The organism is Azospirillum sp. FG154 (assembly GCF_057809575.1).
This window is the reverse complement of sequence record NZ_JBMDKF010000046.1, coordinates 1-19466: the sequence shown is the minus strand read 5'-3', so window position 1 is coordinate 19466 and position 19466 is coordinate 1. Positions and strand designations below refer to the sequence as shown.

At 64.1% G+C, this 19466-nt stretch carries 20 protein-coding genes; 12 read left to right on the top strand and 8 right to left on the bottom strand.

Annotated elements, in window-relative coordinates; translation table 11 throughout:
• The first annotated feature begins 606 nt into the window (after nt 1-606).
• Nucleotides 607-1740, top strand: a complete 1134-nt coding sequence (locus ACODS4_RS27565; protein ID WP_488868991.1) for a hypothetical protein — start codon at nt 607-609, stop codon at nt 1738-1740.
• Between the two features lie 19 nt (nt 1741-1759).
• Here the strand turns inward: ACODS4_RS27565 and ACODS4_RS27560 are convergent, their stop codons facing one another.
• From ACODS4_RS27560 to ACODS4_RS27550, 3 genes are all read right to left on the bottom strand, one after another.
• Entirely contained in the window at nt 1760-2605 is an 846-nt protein-coding gene (locus tag ACODS4_RS27560) for a sugar phosphate isomerase/epimerase family protein (RefSeq protein ID WP_488868989.1), read from the bottom strand.
• A 197-nt stretch (nt 2606-2802) separates the two neighbouring features.
• Complete coding sequence (locus ACODS4_RS27555; RefSeq protein ID WP_488868987.1) at nt 2803-3015, bottom strand: hypothetical protein; 213 nt, start codon at nt 3013-3015, stop codon at nt 2803-2805.
• Nucleotides 3016-3156: 141 nt separating this feature from the next.
• Nucleotides 3157-3576 carry a hypothetical protein gene (locus ACODS4_RS27550; protein ID WP_488868985.1) on the bottom strand — a complete coding sequence of 140 codons (420 nt, stop codon included), beginning with the start codon at nt 3574-3576 and terminating at the stop codon, nt 3157-3159.
• 128 nt (nt 3577-3704) lie between these two features.
• On the opposite strand from ACODS4_RS27550, the gene mutM reads away from it, so the two are divergent.
• From mutM to ACODS4_RS27515, 7 genes are all read left to right on the top strand, one after another.
• Nucleotides 3705-4547, top strand: coding sequence for a bifunctional DNA-formamidopyrimidine glycosylase/DNA-(apurinic or apyrimidinic site) lyase (gene mutM / locus ACODS4_RS27545; RefSeq protein ID WP_488868983.1), 843 nt, complete (start codon nt 3705-3707; stop codon nt 4545-4547).
• A gap of 115 nt (nt 4548-4662) precedes the next feature.
• The gene (locus tag ACODS4_RS27540) at nt 4663-4998 is read left to right on the top strand and encodes a hypothetical protein (RefSeq protein ID WP_488868981.1); all 336 of its coding nucleotides are present in this window, start codon (nt 4663-4665) and stop codon (nt 4996-4998) included.
• Nucleotides 4999-5120: 122 nt separating this feature from the next.
• Nucleotides 5121-5897 (top strand): enoyl-CoA hydratase, encoded by a 777-nt coding sequence (locus ACODS4_RS27535; RefSeq protein ID WP_488868979.1) that lies wholly within the window; start codon nt 5121-5123, stop codon nt 5895-5897.
• A 174-nt stretch (nt 5898-6071) separates the two neighbouring features.
• Complete coding sequence (gene rpsT / locus ACODS4_RS27530) at nt 6072-6332, top strand: 30S ribosomal protein S20 (RefSeq protein WP_488868977.1); 261 nt, start codon at nt 6072-6074, stop codon at nt 6330-6332.
• Between the two features lie 539 nt (nt 6333-6871).
• On the top strand, nt 6872-8461 hold the full coding sequence (dnaA, locus tag ACODS4_RS27525; protein ID WP_488868975.1) for a chromosomal replication initiator protein DnaA: 1590 nt from the start codon (nt 6872-6874) through the stop codon (nt 8459-8461).
• 263 nt (nt 8462-8724) lie between these two features.
• Nucleotides 8725-9927: an extracellular solute-binding protein gene (locus ACODS4_RS27520; RefSeq protein WP_488868973.1), complete on the top strand. Its 1203-nt coding sequence runs from the start codon at nt 8725-8727 to the stop codon at nt 9925-9927.
• Between the two features lie 154 nt (nt 9928-10081).
• Nucleotides 10082-11137, top strand: a complete 1056-nt coding sequence (locus ACODS4_RS27515; RefSeq protein WP_488868971.1) for an ABC transporter ATP-binding protein — start codon at nt 10082-10084, stop codon at nt 11135-11137.
• 9 nt (nt 11138-11146) lie between these two features.
• Here the strand turns inward: ACODS4_RS27515 and ACODS4_RS27510 are convergent, their stop codons facing one another.
• From ACODS4_RS27510 to ACODS4_RS27500, 3 genes are all read right to left on the bottom strand, one after another.
• Nucleotides 11147-12769 carry a copper resistance CopC/CopD family protein gene (locus tag ACODS4_RS27510; RefSeq protein WP_488868969.1) on the bottom strand — a complete coding sequence of 541 codons (1623 nt, stop codon included), beginning with the start codon at nt 12767-12769 and terminating at the stop codon, nt 11147-11149.
• A gap of 77 nt (nt 12770-12846) precedes the next feature.
• The gene (locus ACODS4_RS27505; RefSeq protein WP_488868967.1) at nt 12847-13383 is read right to left on the bottom strand and encodes a YcnI family copper-binding membrane protein; all 537 of its coding nucleotides are present in this window, start codon (nt 13381-13383) and stop codon (nt 12847-12849) included.
• Between the two features lie 50 nt (nt 13384-13433).
• Nucleotides 13434-13841 carry a DUF2946 family protein gene (locus tag ACODS4_RS27500; protein WP_488868965.1) on the bottom strand — a complete coding sequence of 136 codons (408 nt, stop codon included), beginning with the start codon at nt 13839-13841 and terminating at the stop codon, nt 13434-13436.
• Between the two features lie 166 nt (nt 13842-14007).
• Here ACODS4_RS27500 and ACODS4_RS27495 point away from each other — a divergent pair, with 166 nt between their 5' ends.
• Both ACODS4_RS27495 and ACODS4_RS27490 read left to right on the top strand, forming a co-directional pair.
• The gene (locus ACODS4_RS27495; protein ID WP_488868963.1) at nt 14008-14892 is read left to right on the top strand and encodes an ABC transporter permease; all 885 of its coding nucleotides are present in this window, start codon (nt 14008-14010) and stop codon (nt 14890-14892) included.
• 10 nt (nt 14893-14902) lie between these two features.
• Entirely contained in the window at nt 14903-15724 is an 822-nt protein-coding gene (locus tag ACODS4_RS27490; protein WP_488868961.1) for an ABC transporter permease, read from the top strand.
• Between the two features lie 11 nt (nt 15725-15735).
• Here the strand turns inward: ACODS4_RS27490 and ACODS4_RS27485 are convergent, their stop codons facing one another.
• A complete protein-coding gene (locus ACODS4_RS27485) occupies nt 15736-15978 on the bottom strand; it encodes a hypothetical protein (RefSeq protein ID WP_488868959.1) in 243 nt (80 codons plus the stop codon).
• A gap of 163 nt (nt 15979-16141) precedes the next feature.
• Between ACODS4_RS27485 and ACODS4_RS27480 the strand changes: the two genes are divergently transcribed.
• On the top strand, nt 16142-16564 hold the full coding sequence (locus ACODS4_RS27480; RefSeq protein WP_488868957.1) for an acyl-CoA thioesterase: 423 nt from the start codon (nt 16142-16144) through the stop codon (nt 16562-16564).
• A 39-nt stretch (nt 16565-16603) separates the two neighbouring features.
• Nucleotides 16604-17914, top strand: coding sequence for a class I SAM-dependent RNA methyltransferase (locus tag ACODS4_RS27475; RefSeq protein ID WP_488868955.1), 1311 nt, complete (start codon nt 16604-16606; stop codon nt 17912-17914).
• Between the two features lie 170 nt (nt 17915-18084).
• Here ACODS4_RS27475 and ACODS4_RS27470 read toward each other — a convergent pair whose 3' ends face one another.
• Entirely contained in the window at nt 18085-19293 is a 1209-nt protein-coding gene (locus ACODS4_RS27470) for a class I SAM-dependent rRNA methyltransferase (protein ID WP_488868953.1), read from the bottom strand.
• Nucleotides 19294-19466: the final 173 nt, after the last annotated feature.

The window sequence follows — 19466 nt, the reverse complement described above, 5'->3', positions numbered from 1 at the left end:
CCACAGAGAGCCGGAACACTTTAGCAGAATCTCAAAATTGGGGGGCATTCCAGCGCTGTTCACCTGTTCCATTCCCGCCGTCACCGAGGCGCGGCAAGGCGAGTCGCGACACCGCCCTAGCGGGGACAGGGACGGCGGTCGGGGGGGGCGCGAGAGGCATGACGGCGACCCCGGGACGGGTTAGGTCATAACCCCTAATTCAGGCCGGAGTTCCTCGGCAATCCCGCGCTGAAAATGGACACCTTCGGAAACCTGATGACGTGGCGTTGATGTCGTGATTTGATGTCGACGATGATGTGACTCAATGCCCCCGGAATTGCGAACGGCAAACCCTGTCGGATTGATCGGCTGTGCGGAAACGGCTCCAGGAGGGTTTTCCGTGCAGTCGGCCAGCCCCTATGTCGGATCCTATTCCATTGCTACTTGCCCCCCGTAACCATTACAATCCATCTTAGTCCTTGCTATCTACTAAGAGACTGTTTGGAAACCGCTTACGACATCAACATCTAGGGGCTGATCGTCGGCGCGGTCCACTACGAGTCGCGCTATCAACGAGTTGTGAAACAGTCTCTAAGCTCTTAGGAACAGAATTTAAGGAATAGCACAATGCAGCCAGGTCTAGTTGATGGTGCCGCATTGCTTGAAGTGGTTGCTAGCCTTGACCTAGGTGGTCCACGCCAGAGTTCGCATTGGGCGTGGACGACAGCAATTGACGTCACTTTGGCATTAATCTCCAATCCCAACTTGTGGCTTTCACCCATCCCGGTACACTTAACAGCACCCGCCGGAGAATACGGCAATCTGCTTAATAGTCTGTCCATCGCTGAGGATCGGAAAAAAGACAGCGAAAAAGTCCGAAATACTGCCCTCACTCGTACACGTGCATGGGGATCACGGTATCCATTAAAACTTCACGATATCTTTACATCAATGAAAGAGAACCCTTCTTATCCGAGCTGGATTGATTGGCTTAAGCACAACCAATGGCCAGAACATGCAGCGCGTCATGGAGGGTTGATTGACAGTGTCTTTGTTGGACAAATCTCTAAAGCTCTATCGTTAGATCAAAAAGAGATAGAATCTATCATCAATATATCTAAATTAGATATTATATCCATATCAAAATCTGATTCCGTTGACGATAAAACATTATTACTGCAGGATGCGTTTACACTGTCAACAATTCTTCGTGGTATTATGTATGATAACATATCTAAATTAAATAACTACAGCATATTTCACCACCCAATTAGAAAATTCTCTCCACGCAAACCAACACATGCTTTGTTTGAAGTGACTGGCTCTGAATGGTATTTATCAATTATTTTACTTAGCTGTGTGCTTAACACGCCCAAAAAACACCGGATAGAAAAATGGGCGCAAAGTGTTCTATCGGCTCGGAGCATGTATCCTGATCTTTATCTAGGGCAAGCCAGATCAGATGAGGAGGCAATTAAAAGGGCAGTTGCTGCGTCTCAATTAATCGGCTTTGATACAAACCCAAAATGGATAGACTCACTTATTAATGACGGTATTTCTGCTGGAGTAGGTGTCCTTACCTCATTTTTCGTCGGACCTTTTACTGGATTTGGGGCGGGTCTGGCCTATAGCTTGTTATCATCTAGATTAAATGTTGGTAGATTTGGCGCACGTCTTTTTTCCGCAAGGCACAGCCGTCTAGCCAAAATGGTAGAATCTGATCCAGGTCGGATACATAGCAACTGGATACAAAGTAAATAACCTACGCATAATGATGCCATCAATCGACATTGCAGCCGATTGATTCCAGGAAAAATTTTGTTTTTGAATACGTCAATTCAGCTGCTTCTGTTGGCTTTAATTCACTCAGACCGCGCCCAAAGACTTCAATCGAAACGGTTTCGCTATAAGATTTATTGCGCAGTACATTGAAGAAAGATGCGAGATCTATTACCCCTTCTCCAGGCAATAATCTCTCAGAATCACGCACATCTTCAGCGCGAACGGAAGGCGCATCAGATATGTGCACATCGAGAATGCGATCTCCAGGAATATTATATAATGCGTCAATATCCCCGCCCCCGTGATGCCAATGCCAAGCATCAACCAGCAAACCAGAATTAGGCGATATAGAGATAGCGAAGTCAAGCATCTCATCAAATCTCCATATCAGTTCATACGCATAGGCCTTTCGCAAATGTAGAGGTGTAATACATTCTAAAGCAAGGTTTATCGAATATTCGTCAAGTACTTTTGCGCACTCTGTCAATCTATTCTTAAAAATTTTCAATTGATCTCTCTTTGGAATATCTGATGATGGCGGCATACCAATCGTTGCCGTTTTACAATTTAAGCTGCGTGAAAACGCACACATAGGATGTAGGCGATCTAATGTTTTTCGGAAAGTCTCTTCATCTTTTCTGACCTCAACAGGAAGTTGCATTGCCGCCGCATTCATGCCATGAAATGGCAGATCTATTTCTGTCGCTTGATCGCGTGGGATAACAGCAGTGCTATAACCAATTTTTCTTGCCATCGCCCACAATTCAGGCCATTGAACTCTCCATCCAATGATGCTTGGGTGAAGAGATAGTTTTATTGATTCATTATTTGCAGTGCCCATCATATATCAAACTCCCATCTCTACAGTTCATCAACATGTTAAAAATTTCATCACATTTAGACATCTTATCTATCCATACCACCCTGATCGCGTTGCCTGTGGAGCTATTTGCCGGGATTCTGCTCGCGGTTCTTGACCAACTCCTCTTTCGGCTGAAGCGCGGTATCCTCTTCCTTCACGTACTTCTGCCCAACCTTTGCCTACTCAGGCAACAATGGCACCTTCGGGGCACTATCGGCAAACATTCTGTCTAACATCCGGTCGCCCACCTGCTTCGCCATACCTCCGGCGGTATTCTCGACCTCGTCACGGGCCTGCGCGGCAACCTGTCCCACCTCCCGTGCAACCATTTTGGCCTGCCCGAACAACAGGTCAAGATGCGGCGTCCGCGACGCCTCGTTCTCGTTCGTCATGGCCGCGTCCCTGTCCCCCCTGATCCGAACCGGGCCGTGATACGCGCCACAAACCGTCGTGTCGCGCGCCATGGTGCCCCGATCATCGACCGATATCGGTGGCTCTGCTCCCCCCGCCGAGCAGTTTCCCACGGCGGTTGCCTAAGATACACCTTGCTCCGACTCCACCAGCAGCCGCAACTGGATCGGTCGGTCCTGCACCTGACTGATGGCCCCCTTGATCTCCGTCAGCCGCCCGCATCGTTCGACTTGGCCCCCGCGCTCCCCATGGGTATAGTCAATCGACGCCTGCTTAATCCCTTCCCGCCCGTTGCAGCGCAGCAGCACCTTGCGGCTCTTTAAACTCTCCTCTGACGAATGGAAGATCACCGACTCACGCTGCCGCGTCAGCGCGACATACACCCCATGTCGGCCCATGTTGCGGGCAACCAGCACCTGCGCCCGGTCAACCGTCACGCCTTGGGCCTTGCGCACCGTAGCAGCATCGCCGTGCGTGACATGCCGATAAGGGGGCGAGTAGCAATGGAACAGGATTCCGACATAGGGGCTGACCGACTGCACGGAATACCCTACTGGAGCCGTTTCCGTACAACCGATCAATTCGACAGGGTTTGCCGTTCACGATTCCGGGGGCTTTGAGACGCCGCGCCCCCTTGCCTTCCGTCCCCCTTCCCCCCACCCTGACGCCCATGCCTGAGCTTCCCGAAGTTGAAACCGTCTGCCGGGGCCTCGCCCCGCATCTTGAAGGGCGGGTTCTGGTCCGCGTCGATCAGAACCGGCCGAACCTGCGCACGCCTTTTCCGGCGGATTTCGTCGCGCGCCTGACCGGGCGGCGGGTCGAGTCGGTGCGGCGGCGGGCGAAATACATTTTGATGGGGTTGGATGACGGGACCGTCCTGATCGTCCATCTCGGCATGTCGGGGCGGATGCTGATCGCGCCGGAGCGGCCCGAGTCGCCGGGCAAGCACGATCATGTGGTGTTTGAGGTGGAGACGGGAACCACCGTCACCTTCAACGACGCCCGCCGCTTCGGCCTGATGGATCTGACGACGGCGGACGGGCTGGCCGATCACCCGATGCTGCGCGCCCTGGGGCCGGAGCCGTTGGGCAACGAATTCTCCGGCCCGGTTCTGGCCGAACGGCTGGCGGGGAAGATGACGCCGATCAAGGCGGCGCTGCTCGATCAGAGCGTCGTCGCCGGGCTGGGCAACATCTATGTGTCGGAGGCGCTGTTCCTGGCCCGGCTCAGCCCGACCCGCAGCGCCGCCACCATCAGCGGGGCCAAGGCCGACCGGCTGGCCGCCGCGATTCGCGAGGTTCTGGGCCGCGCCATTGAAGCGGGCGGCTCGTCCTTGCGCGATTACCGGCAGGCGTCGGGCGAGCTTGGCTATTTCCAGCACCAGTTCGCGGTGTATGACCGGGCGGGCCAGCCTTGCCCCGGCTGCTCCTGCGACGTCGCGGCGACCGGCGGCGTTCAGCGGATTGTACAGTCGGGGCGCTCGACTTTCTATTGTGCGGCGCGCCAACGCTGATATACCTGGGGGCATGACGGCTTTCTCGGCCACGCTTCGGGCGACGCTCGGCGCCCTCCTCCTTGCCGGCCCCGCAGTCGCGGGCCTGGGGAGCCTCGCTTTTCCCTTCGTTCCAGTGCCTGCGTCAGCGGCGTCGCCCAGCGCGTCGGCGGCCTCGCCCTTCGTGCCCGGTCTGGCCGACGTTCCGGCGATGCCGGGACTCGACCCGGTGGACGCCGAACCGCTGGTCTTTGACAAACCCGACGGGCGGATCGTCCAGGCGGTGTTGTCGGGGATGGTGCCGCGCGGGGCGGTTCTGGCCTTTTACGACCAGACCCTGCCGCAACTCGGCTGGCGCCGCGCCGCCGAACGCAGCTTCGTCCGCGAGGGCGAGGGGCTGCGGCTGGATTTCGTCGCCACCGGCGCGTCGTCGGACAAAACGACGGTGCGCTTCACCCTGACCCCGCGTTGAGGCGCGGGAAAACAGGGCAGGGCGGGCAGAGACCAAACACACAACCAAAATCAAGAAACCGGACGCACACCACACGCGGGGCGGCAAGGCCGACCCCGCCCGATCGGGAGATTGCTGCAACCATGTCGTACGAAACCATCCTCGTCGAGACCCGTGGCCCCGTCGGCCTCGTCACGCTGAATCGTCCGAAGGCGCTGAACGCGCTGTGCGACCAGTTGGTGACGGAGCTGGGCCAGGCGCTTGACGCCTTCGAGGCCGACGCCGCCATCGGCGCCATCGTCATCACCGGGTCGGAGCGCGCGTTTGCCGCCGGCGCCGACATCAAGGAGATGATGGGCTTCTCCTATATGGACGTTTACAACTCCAACTTCATCACCGCGAAGTGGGAGCGTCTGGCCAAGTGCCGCAAGCCGACCATCGCGGCGGTCGCGGGCTTCGCGCTCGGTGGTGGCTGCGAGTTGGCCATGATGGCCGATTTCATCCTGGCCGCCGACACCGCCAAGTTCGGTCAGCCGGAAATCACCATCGGCACCATTCCGGGCGCCGGCGGCACCCAGCGCCTGACCCGCTTCGTCGGCAAGTCCAAGGCGATGGAAATGGTCCTGACTGGCCGCATGATCGACGCGACCGAGGCCGAGCGTTCGGGGCTGGTCAGCCGCGTCGTTCCGGCGGCGGAGCTGGTCGAGGAGGCGGTGAAGGTCGCCACCAAGATCGCCACCCTGTCGCAGCCCATCGTCGCCATGGCCAAGGAGGCGGTCAACGCCGCCTATGAAACCACGCTGGCCGAAGGCGTGCATTTCGAGCGCCGCGTCTTCCATTCGACCTTCGCCACCGAAGATCAGAAGGAAGGCATGGCCGCTTTCGCCGAAAAGCGTCAGCCGACCTGGAAGAATCGCTGATTCATCGCGTCGCCGTTCCCCGCATCTTGCGGGGGACGGCGCTGTTTCCATCATGATGTTGTTTCGCTGCATTCTGATGGAATCAGCGAAGGTCGATGTCTTGACTCTCATTTAGCCTAAGCGTATAAGGCGCGCTCGCATTGCGACAGGCGTGTCGTTCGGAGTAGGGTTTCCATGGCCAATCATAAGTCCGCTGAAAAGCGCATCCGTCAGACCGAGCGTCGTACGGAAGTCAATCGTAACCGCGTCAGCCGCATCCGTTCCTTCGTGAAGAAGGTTGAGGGCGCGATCGAGGCCGGTGACAAGTCCGCCGCCGCCGAGGCGTTCAAGTCCGCTCAGCCGGAAATGATGCGCGGCGTCACCAAGGGCGTGCTGCACCAGAACACGGTGTCGCGCAAGCTGTCGCGCCTCTCGGCCCGCATCAAGGCTCTGTAAAGAGCCTCTTTGCCGGTTTCAAAAAGCCGCGCCCGAGACTCGGGGCGCGGCTTTTTGCGTTTAAAGCGAACCTGTGGGTTTTTTAACAATTGTTTTGGAAATCCAGAAAAGCGCCCGATGATTCTGTAATGGAATCTTGGGGTTAGTTGGCGAGCCAGAGTCTTTTTGACCCGTTCGCCATCTGTCCCATTGCCAGCCATCTTGCGTGGGATTAGACTTTTGCTCTGTCCGGTGTTGCGAAATGGCGTGTTCGTCACGCCCCGCGCCGTTCGGATAAGCGCAGAGATGACGAAGGTCTTGAACCAACCTGAGACGGATGAGTCGTGGTTGGCGGGATAACTTTGTTTTTCTTAAAACACGTTGCGTCGGTGATGAAATTTGCAATTGCATCATTGATGGGCGTTTGGCTTTCGCTGGTCTGATCGGCTGGCAAGGCGCGGATGGTTTTGACCCGGTGGGGCGTGTTGGGGCGGGGCGGGGTTGACCCGCCCTTTCGGTGGCGGTCGCCGCCGAGGGGAACGGGGCGGGGGTAGAGGAGCATGTCGGTCGGCGTGTCGTTGGATCAGCAGTGGGCGCGCATTCGCGGACGCCTGAAAGACGAAGTGGGCGAGATCGCCTACCGCAGTTGGCTTCAGCCGCTGTCCGTCGCCAGCATGACCGGCGGCGAGGTGTGCATCGTCGTGCCGACGCGCTTCATGCGCGATTGGGTTCTCACCCATTACGCCGACCGGATTCGCGCCCTGTGGTCGGGCGAAAACCCCGACGTTCATTCGATTGACGTGGTGGTCGCCTCGACCAACGCGCCCGCCGTTCTGACCGCCGACAACGACGACCGCGACGACGCTCCGCTCAATCGCGGCGTGGATCGGGCCGGAGTGGACCGGGTTGCGGGGCGGGGCGATGCCCGCTCGCCCTTTTCGACCTCGCCCGAACGGCGGCTGTCCAGCGCGTCCGATTCGGGCGGCGCGGCGGCGGGGCATGTCGCGGCGGCGGCCTCCTCCCCCTATGGCGGGGCGGCGGCGGCGGTTTACACCTCGTCCTCGTATGGCGGGGCGTCGGACGAATCGCCGAACGGCGTTCCGGCCATCTTGGAAGACCGCTCCGACCTGTCGGCGGCGCTCGACCCGCGTTTCACCTTCGAGAATTTCGTCGTCGGCAAGCCGAACGAGCTGGCGCACGCCGCCGCCCGCCGCGTCGCCGACGCCACCACCGTCACTTTCAACCCGCTGTTCCTCTATGGCGGCGTCGGTCTGGGCAAAACCCATCTGATGCACGCGCTGGCCTGGCAGATCCGCAAGAACGATCCGAACCGCAAGGTGCTCTACCTGTCGGCGGAAAAGTTCATGTACCAGTTCATCCGCGCCCTGCGCTTCAAGGACACGATGGCCTTCAAGCAGCAGTTCCGCTCGGTGGACGTGCTGATGATCGACGACGTGCAGTTCATCAGCGGCAAGGATTCCACGCAGGAAGAGTTCTTCCACACCTTCAACGCGCTGGTCGATCAGAACCGGCAGGTCATCATCTCCGCCGACAAAAGCCCGTCCGACCTGGAAGGGATGGAGGAGCGCCTGCGCTCCCGCCTCGGCTGGGGCCTGGTCGCCGACATCCACCCGACCACCTATGAACTGCGGCTGGGGATTCTCCAGGCCAAGGCCGACGCGCTCCAGGCGACGATTCCGCTGAAGGTGCTGGAGTTCCTGGCCCACAAGATCACCTCGAACGTGCGCGAGCTGGAAGGGGCGTTGAACCGTATCGTCGCCCACGCCGATCTGGTCGGGCGGTCGATCTCGCTGGAGACGACGCAGGAGGTGCTGCACGACCTGCTGCGCGCCAACGACCGCCGCGTCACCATCGACGAAATCCAAAAGCGCGTTGCCGAGCATTACAACATCCGCGTCGCCGACATGCATTCGGCCCGCCGCGCCCGCGCGGTGGCCCGGCCCCGGCAGATCGCCATGTATCTGGCCAAGCAGTTGACCGCCCGCTCCCTGCCGGAAATCGGCCGCAAGTTCGGCGGACGCGACCACACCACGGTGATGCACGCGGTCAAAAAGGTGGACGAGCTGCGCGCCACCGACCCGTCCTTCGCCGAGGATGTCGAGCTGCTGCGGCGGATGTTGGAAAACTGACGTCTGGCGCAAAGCGCCGAGTCGGTCGCCGCCCGGCGGGCGTGATCGTCGAAGCGCGCCTTTCTGTGGTGTGATCGGCCCCGCCGAATGTGACGGCGCCGAGTCGGCGCGATGACGACCGTATGAAGTTTGGCCGGTTGGCGCGGTCCCCCATGGACGACCGACGATTCTCTCGTGCACACTCCTTGCCCTATGCGGAAGCCGGACGGCGCCTGCGCGGTCCGGTCCATGCCAACGCTTTGAGAACAGGGAGATTGGGCGCCATGCCGACGACCACGCCGACGCTTGCCACCGCCGCCGCGATGACCGAATCCCAGCGATCCAGCGTCGAAACCCAACGCGCCGCGAAGAGCTTCTCCCGCCGCCTGCTGCTGAAGAGCGCCGCCGCCGTCGCGGGCGTCGCCTCGGTCGGTCCCTTCCTCCTGCGGGAAGGCCATGCGGCCTCCGGCTCCGTGAAGATCTTCTCCTGGGCCGGTTACATCAGCCCGGACATGCTGGCCGATTTCGAGAAGAAGACCGGCGTCAAGGCGACCCTGACTGAATACGGCACCAACGACGAGCTGCTGAACCAGTTGAAGGCGACCGGCGGCGCCGGGTTCGACATCATCCACCCCACGGTGGACCGCGTGCCGAACTACGTTGAATTCGATCTGGTCCAGGCCATCGACGAGTCGAAGGTCAAGTGGGACGGCTGCCTGAAATCGTCGGTCGAGGGATCGGCGGGCATGGGCGGCGTCGTCGGCGGCAAGCGTTACTTCGCGCCCGCCGATTGGGGCACCGAGGCGTTGGCCTATGACATGAAGAAGGCCCCGCTGGTTTATGGAACCGCCAGCTACGGCGATCTGTGGTCGCCCGCCAACGCGGGCAAGGTGACGTTGCGCGGCCATTCCTCGCTGATCGGCATCGGCCTGTGGCTGGAAAGCCAGGGCAAGCTGCCGCACCCGATCCGCGACCAGTTCAAGGACGAGGCCAAGGCCCGCGCCAACTTCGACGCCATCCTGAAGGTCGCCGCCGCCAACAAGAAGTCGGTCGCCCAGTTCTGGACCAACGAGAACGAGGCCCAGGGCGCCTTCCGCACCAACGGCTGCGTCATCGGCCAGACCTGGGATTCGACCGCCGTCGCGCTGCGCAAGGAAGGGCTGCCGGTCCGCTACATCGCGCCGAAGGAAGGCTCGCTGGCCTGGATGGAAGGCTTCGCCATTCCCAAGAAGGCGGAGAATCTGGACAACGCCTACGCCTGGATCAACTGGTTCTACACCCCGCAGGCGGGCGCGCTCTACACCAACTTCTCCGGCATCTCCAGCACGGCGGTTGGCGCGGAAGCGCATCTGACCGACCTGAACAAGCAGTTCTTCGCCGACGCCTATCCGGGCGACGCGCTGCAAAAGCTGTGGTGGTGGCCGATTCAAGAGGCGTGGTACGTCTCGATCCGCAACGAGTATCAGGACCGCTTCCTGGCGGCGTGAGGCTTGGCGTGATTGGGGGGGGAGCGCTTCGCCCCCTCCCTAACCCTCCCCCGCCTGTGGCGGGAGAGGGAACTCCGCTGGATTTCGGCAAAGCTCCCGCCCCCTCTCCCGCCGCAGGCGGGGGAGGGATGGGGAGGGGGCATGAGGTGACGGCATGAGCCAAGACGTTCAACTCGATTCCGTGACCATGCGGTTCGGCGCGGCGGTCGCCGTCAACAACGTGTCGCTGACCATCCAGGCCGGGGAGTTTTTCAGCTTTCTGGGGCCGTCGGGCTGCGGCAAGACGACGATCCTGCGGATGATTTCGGGCTTCATGGAGCCGACCGGCGGGACCATCCGCATCGGCGGGGCCGACATGCGCGGCATTGGTCCGAACAAGCGGCCAACCGCCCTGATCTTCCAAAACCTGGCGCTGTTTCCGCTGATGACGGTGGCCGAGAACATCGGGTTCGGGCTGGAGGTGCGCGGCGTGCCGTCCGCCGACCGGCAACGCCGGGTGCGCGAGCTGTTGGAACTGGTCGCCCTGCCTGAGACGGCGGAGAAGCGCGTCACCGACCTGTCGGGCGGCCAACGCCAGCGCATCGCCATCGCCCGCGCCCTGGCGGTCGAACCGGCGGTGCTGCTGCTGGACGAACCGCTGTCGGCGTTGGATCTGAAGCTGCGCCAGCACATGCGGGCGGAGTTGCGCGAGTTGCAGCGGCGCACCGGCGTGACCTTCATCTACATCACCCACGACCAGGGCGAGGCGCTGACCATGTCCGACCGCATCGGCGTGATGTCGCGCGGCGTGTTGGAGCAGGTGGGCGACGGGCCAAGCGTCTACGACCACCCGGAAACCGCCTTCGTCGCGTCCTTCGTCGGCGAAACCAACCGTTTCGCCGGGACGGTGGCGGAAACGGCGGAAGGCTGGGCGGTGCTGGACACCGGCTTTGGCCGTCTGCGCGGGCGCAATCCCCGGCGGCTGGCGCCCGGCGACCGCGCCACCCTGTTTGTCCGCCCGGAGCGGCTGACGCTGGGGCAGGACGAAAACGCGCTGGAGGCCCGCGTCAGCCACCGCGATTTCGAGGGAGCCTTCGTCAACACCTTCCTGGACGGCGGGTTGATGGCGCAGGCGCCGCATTTGGGCCATGATCCGGCCTTCATCCCCGGCGAATCGGCCCGGCTTGGCTTCCGCGCGGCGGACGCGGTGGCGCTGCCGACCGCGTCCTGAGGCGCATCCTTACTTCTCCGGCCTTGGCTCGTTCACCGTCAGGCTGGCGCGGAAGATCGCCTTCTCGAAATCGTCGATCAGCGCGTCGACCCGGACCTCCCAGCGCCCGGCCAGCGGCAGGGGCAGGCCGTCCAAGCGATAGACGCCGGGGCCGCTGCGGGTGGGGCGGCGGCTCAGCGGCTCAATCCCGGCGGCGGGCTGCGACAGCTCCACCGACAGCTCGTTCGGGTCGAACGGGGAACCGTCGGGCTGGGCCAGATGCAGGGTCAGCCGGTTGGCCCCGACGCGCGCGGGATCCAGGTCGATCACCGCTTGCCGCCCCTTGGCGGTCGCCACGCTGCTGTAGCCGACGGGGGCCTCGATCACCGGCTTGACCAGCGTGCGCGGCGGCGGCGTGGTTCCCAAGGCGGCGGTCAGCAGGACCACCAGACCCATCAGCGCGACCTCCAGCGTGACGCTCAGGCGCAACAGCCGATTCGCCCGCTCCCGCGCCGCCCGCGCGCCGTTTTCCAGCGCCGGGGTCAACCACAGCCGGTTGACGGTCGCCAGCCCCAGCAGCAGGGCGACGCCGATCATCTTCACCAACCAGAACTGCCCATAGGCGGTGGAGCCGATCCGGTCAGGATCGGTGATCTGAAGCGCGCTCAACCCCAAACCGGCGACGATCAACAGGGCGACCGCCCAAACCGCGCCGTGGGAGAAGCGGCGCACGAGTCGCGCCGCCTCCAACGCCGGGGCGTGGCGCAGGATGGCGCGCAACGGCCCCAGCGCCCCCAGCCAGACGGCGGCGGTCAACCCATGCAGCCCGACCAGCGGCGCGGCGAGCCAGGACGGCGGCGCGGTGGCGGCGTGGCCGGTGGCGGTCAGCGCGCCGACGGCGATCAACGCGCCAAGCAGCAACGTGATGGCGCCGCCGACTCCCGTCCGATTGCGCCACAGCCCGACGGCCAGCAGGGCCAGACCGGACAGCGCGATGGCGGCGCTGGTCCCGCCGGTGCTGGCCAGAACCGCCCGCCACGCCTCGGGCGTCAGCAGGGCCAGCGGCGACTCGCCGATCAACAGCGCCCCGGTCAGCCCGAGATTGAGCGGAACCGCCAGCGCCGCCAGCGCGACCGTCACGCGCAGCCGGGCCAGACGGCTCAGCGGCGCCCAATCCCGCCCGGTGCGAAAGGCCGCCCCCGGCGCGATCAGCGCCAGAAACAGCCCGCCGCCCGCCGCCGCCAGCAGGCTGCCGTAATGCAACGCGCGGGCGGCCATGGCGGCGAGCAGGGCGAGGTTGCGGCCCCGTTCCTCCGCCTGCTCTGGGCGTTCGGGCGTCATGCCGACGCCGAACAGCAGCGATCCCGCCACCGGATGCCCGTCGCCCGACGTCACCCGGTAGCTGACCGTGTAGGGGCCGGGAGTGGCGGGCAGCGGCGGCAACGGCACGCGCAGGGCGTCGTCGCTGGCCACCGCCGGACCGGGCAGAAGCAGCGCGCCGCCCGGCCCGAAGGCGTGGAGGGCGACCGGCGTCACCGGCTCGTTGAAGCGCAGGCGGATCTCGGCGGGGGGACGCTCCACCCGCGCGCCGTCCGCCGGGCTGGATTCCATCAGCACCGCGTGCGCCTGGGCCAGCGTGGGCAGGAGGACCAACGCCAGGAGGAGGGCGAGGAGGCGCGCCCAACCCCCGCGTCCCGCCGGGGGGAGAAGGGGCGTGGCGGGCAGGCCGGTCACGGCTTGGCCGTCAGCGTGACGCTGGGCGCCGGTTCCTTGTAATCATGGGCGTCCTTGCCGGGTTCGGGGATTTCGATCCAGCGGTTGACGCCCTTTTCGCATTCCTGAACCACCGGGACGTAAATCACGGTTCCGGCGGGCTTTTCGGGCAGTTTGGCCTGGAAGACGAACTCGTCGTACCAGGCGTCGGGCAGGGCGCCGCCGGTCCATGTCACCTCGGTCACGCCCTTGGTGATGGTCTTGCCGTGGCTTTCATAGGGGGTGGCGTAGGGGCCTTCGGTGGTGGTCAGCGTCCAGCCGGTCTTGGGCATCGGCTTCACCGACACCACGCCCTCCGGGATGCGGACGCGAATCGCGGTGGTGGCGCTGCCGTCGCAGCCATGGCCGATGCGGATCACCGCCTTGTAATAACTGCCGCTCGGGGCCTGCTTGGTTTCCAACGTGGCGTGGGCCGAGGCGTCGGCGGGGAGGATCGCGGCGGACAGGGCGAGCAAGCATGCGGCGGCAAACGCGGCGCGGGTGGCGCGAATCATGGGGGGACGCTCCGAAAAACACGGGTCTGACGAAAAACGGATGGAAACGGTCAGACCGTGGTCGGCGGGGCGCGGGCGGCGAAGGGGCGGGCGCTGCGGTCGGCGCGCAGGGCGACGCGGGCCGGAATCGGCGTGGCGGCGGCGACGGAGGTCGGCGGCGAAATCTCCGGCCCGACGACGGGGCCGAGCGCCCCGTCGGCGACCGACAGGCAAATCGGGCAGTGCTGGAGATGATCGCCGGGGGCCGCCGGTTGATCGGGGGCCGGTTGATCGGAAGAGGTCCGCCCGCTCCCCGGCGCCTGGCACAGCCCGCTGTCCAGACCGGCCAACAGCCGCAGGGACGGCGGGACATGCCAGCCCATGACCAGGGCGTGGACCAGCAGAACCGCCACGGCGACCAGCGCCGTCGCCGCGTTCCATCGTCCTGCGCCTGTCCGTTTGCGACCCTGTGCGACCATGGCGACGACTATGGCGTTCGGTCTTTTGTCTGCAAAGGGCGAAATGCGCGCCAAAGGCCCCAACCGTCACACAGGCGCGCTTGCGCCGGGCAAAAGCCCCATGATAGGCGTGGGTTGTTCGGTTTCGTCATTATTCACCCGTTCAACGATGGGAGCCGCCTGCGCGATGACCGAGGTGATTCGACGGTACGGCCCGGTTCTGACCGGCCTGATCCTGCTGGCGGTGGCGCTGTGGCTGGCGTTGCTGGTCGTGCTGCCGCAGGTGATGATGGTGGATTTCTCCTTCCGCCCGGCGCTGCCGCCGTCCAAGCTGGGCGGGCCGGAAGACGTCTACACGGTCAAGAATTACGCCACGCTGTGGACCAACCAGATCCATCTGGCGATCTTCCTGAAGACCATCTGGGCCAGCGCCCTGGTCACGGTGGTGACGCTGGCGGTCTGTTACCCGGTCGCCTTCTATCTGGCCCAGGTCGCGCCGAAAAAGCGGCTGCCGCTGTTGATGCTGATGCTGGTGGTTCCCTTCTGGATCAACGAGTTGCTGCGGACCTTCGCCTGGTACATCATCCTGGCCTTCAACGGGCTGTTGAACACGGCTCTGGTGGCGTTGGGGATCTTTGACGAACCGCAACGGCTGCTGGGCGGCGACGTCGGCGTCATCGTCGGCATGGTCTATGTCTACATCTTGTTCATGGTCTTCCCGCTCTACAACGCCATCGAATCACTGGACCGCAACCAGATCGAGGCGGCGCGCGATCTGGGGGCCAGTTGGCCGCGCATCCATTGGCGGGTGGTGTTGCCGCACGCCAAGCCGGGCATCGCCGTCGGCTGCATCATGACCTTCATGCTGGCGGCGGGCAGCTACGCCGTTCCAGCCCTCCTGGGCGGGCCGCAAAGCCGCTGGTTCACCGAGGTCATCTACAACTGGTTCTTCGAGGGCGGAAACTGGAACCAGGGGGCGGCCTACGCCTTCATCCTGCTGGTTCTGTGCATCGGCGTCATCATGACCGCGATGAAGCTGTTCCGCGTCGGCCTGACCGACATCGCCAAGTAAGGATAGCCTGATGACCGCCGACCGCTTCCGCCGCCTGCTCACCGGCTCCTATCTTGTGATCTTCTTCAGCTACCTGTTTCTGCCGCTGCTGGTCATGTCGGCGGCGACCTTCAACGCCAGCCGCTTTCCCACCGTCACGCCCTGGATGGGCTTCACGCTGGGCTGGTTTTCGGCGCTGTGGGCCGATCAACGCATGTGGGCGGCGCTGGGGACCAGCCTGATCGTCGGGGCCGGGGTGATCGCGCTGGCGGTGCCGTTGGGGCTGGCGGCGGCCTTGCTGCTCGACCGGATGCACAGCCGGGCCAAGACCTTTCTCTACGCGCTGGCGGTGTCGCCGCTGCTGACGCCGGGGGTGATCGTCGGGATTTCCACGCTGGTCTTCTGGCGCGAGTGGTTCGGCGTGACTGGCGGGCTGTTTTTGACCATCGTCGCGCAATCCAGCTTCATCGCCGCTTACGCGATGCTGCTGTTTTCGGCGCGGCTGCAACGATTCGACATGGCGTTGGAGGAAGCGGCCTTGGATTTGGGGGCGACGCACGGGCAGGTGTTCCGGCGCATCACGCTGCCCTACCTGACGCCGTCGATTTTGTCGGCGTCGTTGCTGGCGTTTCTGCAAAGCTTTGAGAATTACAACACGACGCTGTTCGTGCGCGGTCTGGAAACCACGCTGACCGTCTACATCGCGTCGAAGGTGCGCACCGGCCTGACGCCCGCCGTCAACGCGCTGTCGTTGATCCTGATCGGGCTGACCGTGCTGGGGGCGGTCGTCTACGAGATCCTGCGGCGACGCGAGGAGCGTCGGGCCGCAGGATCCGCAGCCGCAGCCGGGTAAGGCTTACAAACTCACTCGTCGTCGTCTTCGTCGGCGTCCGCTTCGATCTGCGAGGCGAGATCGCGCAGCATGTCGATGACGTCTTCGTGGCTCGTCTCATCGACCGCCGAATTCACGGCGGCTTCGATCATGGCGACGGCGATGTAGGGGCCGAGCGGGCCGCCTTCCTTGATCGCCTCTTCCAAATGCTTTTCAGCGATCGACAGCGCCTTTTCAAACAGCGCTTCGGCCGTCTGGTTGGTGTCCTTGCTCATCGTCCGGTCCGTTGCGGATGGTTGGTCGGACTCCAATAACACGGCCCCACGCGGTGCGCGCGAGAATTCGCCGGGCCGTCGGCAAATACAGGCGGGGCTTGCGGGGGCGGCGCCCTTGCCCCACAGTGCCGACCCGCATTGACCCATACGGCATAGGGCGGACATGAGCGACAGCAAGGACCTGACCAACCCCGCAACCTTCCAATTCTGGTGGGAGGAGCGGGTGCGCTTCAACGATCTCGACGCGCTGGGCCACGTCAACAACAACGCGCTGGGCGTCTTTTTCGAGCAGGGGCGCATCGCCCTGTTGGAATCGGCGGGCGGGTTCCGCGACGCCGACGAGTGGACGGTCGTGCTCGCCCGCAGCCTGATCGAGTATAAGGCTGAACTTCTGTACCCCAATACGGTGCGAATCGGCGTGTGCGGCTTGCGGCTGGGGACCAGTTCGATGACCATCGGCGTCGGGATCTTCCTGGGCGACCGCTGCGTCGCCACGCAGGAAGCGGTCTGCGTCATCGTCGACAAGAAGACCCACCGACCGACGCCGATACCGGAATCGTTGCGCGCGGCGCTGGCCCCGGCGTAAAGGGGGGGCGTTCCCCCCTTTGCCCCAAGGTTGCCCGCCATGAAGCGCCCCGCCCCCAAACGGCGCCCGCCCGCCGAACCGCGCGTTCTCGACGTCGCCATCACCGAAATCGGCGGACGCGGCGACGGAATCGCCCTGGCCGAGGGGGCGCGGCTGTTCGTGCCGCTGACCGTGCCGGGCGACCGGGCGCGGGTGCGCGTCACCGAATCGCTGGAGGCCGGAACCGGCAAGGGCGAGGGCGTGCGCGCCGAGCTGTTGGAGATTCTGGAGCCGGGCGCCGGGCGCGGCGATCCGGCCTGCCGTCATTTCGGGCGTTGCGGCGGCTGCACGTTGCAGCATCTGAGCGACGCGGCCTATCGGGCCTGGAACGTTGCGTTGGCGCAAGGATGCTTGGCGCGAGTCGGTTTGGGCGACACGCCGTTGGAGCCGTTGGCCTGCACCCCGCCCGGCGCGCGCCGCCGCGCCCGCTTCGCCGCCCTGAAACGCGGCAAGCGGGTGTGGTTCGGCTTCAACGAGCGGCAAAGCCACCGGCTGGCCGATCTGGAGGAATGCCCGATCCTGACGCCGCGCCTGCTCGCCATGATCGAACCGTTGCGGGCGCTGCTGGGCCGACTGTTGCCGGACGGTGGTGATTGCGATGTCGTAACGACGGATTTGGAAGGCGGCGTCGATCTGCTGCTGGTCGGCCCCCGCCGTCTGGACCGGGCGGCCCGCGAAACCCTGGTGGCGTTCGAGCCGGAGGCGGTGGCCCGCATCGCCTGGCAGGCCGACAACCGCAGCGGCGCGGAGCCGGTGGCCAATCGCCGTCCAGCCGCGATTCGTTTCGCAGGCGTTCCTATTGTTCCGCCGCCGGGCGCCTTCCTTCAGGCGAGCGCGGAGGGGGAGGCGGCGCTGGTCGCCGCCGTGCGCGACGCGGTGGGAAGCGCCGGGCGGATCGCCGATCTGTTCGCCGGGCTTGGCACCTTTTCCATTCCGCTGTCGCAACAAGCGGCGGTTCACGCGGTGGAAGGCGACGCGGGCGCGGTCGCCGCGCTGGGCAAGGCGGTGCAGGGCCTGCGGCTGACGGTGGAGCGGCGCGACCTGTTCGAGCAGCCTTTGACGGCGAAAGAGCTTGGTCGTTTCGACGCCGTGGTCTTTGACCCGCCGCGCGCCGGGGCGGCGGCCCAGGCCGAAGCGCTGGCGGCCAGCAAGGTCCGTCGGGTGGTCGGCGTGTCCTGCAACCCGGCGACCTTCGCCCGCGACGCCCGGACGCTGGTGGATGGCGGCTATCGGTTGCTGAAGGTCTATCCGGTGGACCAGTTCCTGTGGTCGGCCCATGTCGAGCTGGTCGGGGTGTTCGAGCGGGGGTGAGTCGGATCCTTGTGAGTGGGAGCCTTGCCACCGGCCCCCTCCCTAACCCTCCCCCGCTTCGCGGGAGAGGGAACTCTGACGAACGTCGCCCCTGAACGCCGACAAGGTTCCGGCCCCCTCTCCCGCCGTAAGGCGGGGGAGGGATGGGGAGGGGGCAGACTCAGCGCGCCTCAATCCAACTGCAAAACCAGCGCCTTCAGATAGGCCGACTCCGGCAGGTTGGGGTGGACCGGATGGTCCGGCCCGGCCCCGGCGCTGCGTAGGATGCGGCCGGTGCGTCCGGCATCGTTCAGGCCACGGGCGACCTGCTCGGCGAAGGTCGGCGGATCGACGTTGTGGCTGCATGAGCCGCACAGCAGGAAACCGCCCGGCGCGGTGATTTTTGCGGCGAGTCGCGCCATCTTGCGGTAGGCGCGGGACCCGGCGCCCAGATCCTTCTTGGCCTTGACGAAGGCGGGCGGGTCGGCGATCACCACCTCGAACCGCTCCCCGGCGGCGTCGAGCCGTTCCATTTCCTGGAAGGCGTCGGCGCGGCGGGCCTCGAAACGGTCGGCGACTCCGTTGGCGGCGGCGGCGCGCGTCGCGTTTTCCAGCGCCAAAGCCGAACGGTCCACCGCCACGACCGAGGTGGCGCCCGCCACCGCGCATTGCACGCCGAAACCGCCGTTGTAGCTGTAGAAGTCGATGGCGCGTCCACCCTTGGCCAGCGACGCGATGAAGGCGCGGTTGTCGCGCTGGTCATAGAACCAGCCGGTTTTCTGGCCGTCCAACGGGTTGGCGAAGAAGATGACGCCGTTTTCCTCCAGCCGGATCGGGCCGTCGATCGCGCCCTTCACCAGCCGGGATTCCTCCGCCAGCCCTTCCAGCGCGCGCTGGGTGCCGTCGTTGCGCAGAATCAGGGCGCGCGGGGCGAGAATCGCGTCGATGGCGGCGAGAATCGCGTCGGTGTGGCGGTCCATGAACACGGAATTGGCCTGCACCGTCACCACGTCGCCGAATTGATCGACGATCAAGCCCGGCAGCCCGTCGGCCTCGGCGTGGACGACGCGGTAATAGGGGCGGTCGAACAGCCGTTGGCGCAGCGCCGCCGCCCGTTTCAGCCGGTCGGCGAAAAAGGCGTGATCGATCCGAGTCGCCGGATCGGGCGACAGGAGCCGGGCGGCGATCAGCGTGTGCGGGTTGAAGGTGGCGACGCCCAGCGGTTTGCCGCTGGCCTCCAGCAGCCGCACCGGGCTGCCCGGCGTCACCGCCTTGGCGGCGGCGTCCATCTGGACTTCGTTGGAGTAAACCCAGGGGTGGCCATGCTGGACGCGCCGCTCACGACCGGCCTGCATGTGAATCGTCGGGTATTTGACGGGGGTGGGGGCGCTGTCGCTCATGGGGCCGCATCCTAACGCCAAATCGGCGCGGCGCAACGGTTCTGCCGGGGGGGGTTAGAGCAGATCGCGTTAAATCGGGATCGATTTGACGCGTGACTCTGCTCGATAAATCAAAGCCTAGAGTATCCGTTATGGACAAGCGGTTTTTTCGCCCCACTTTCGGCCTTTGCTCA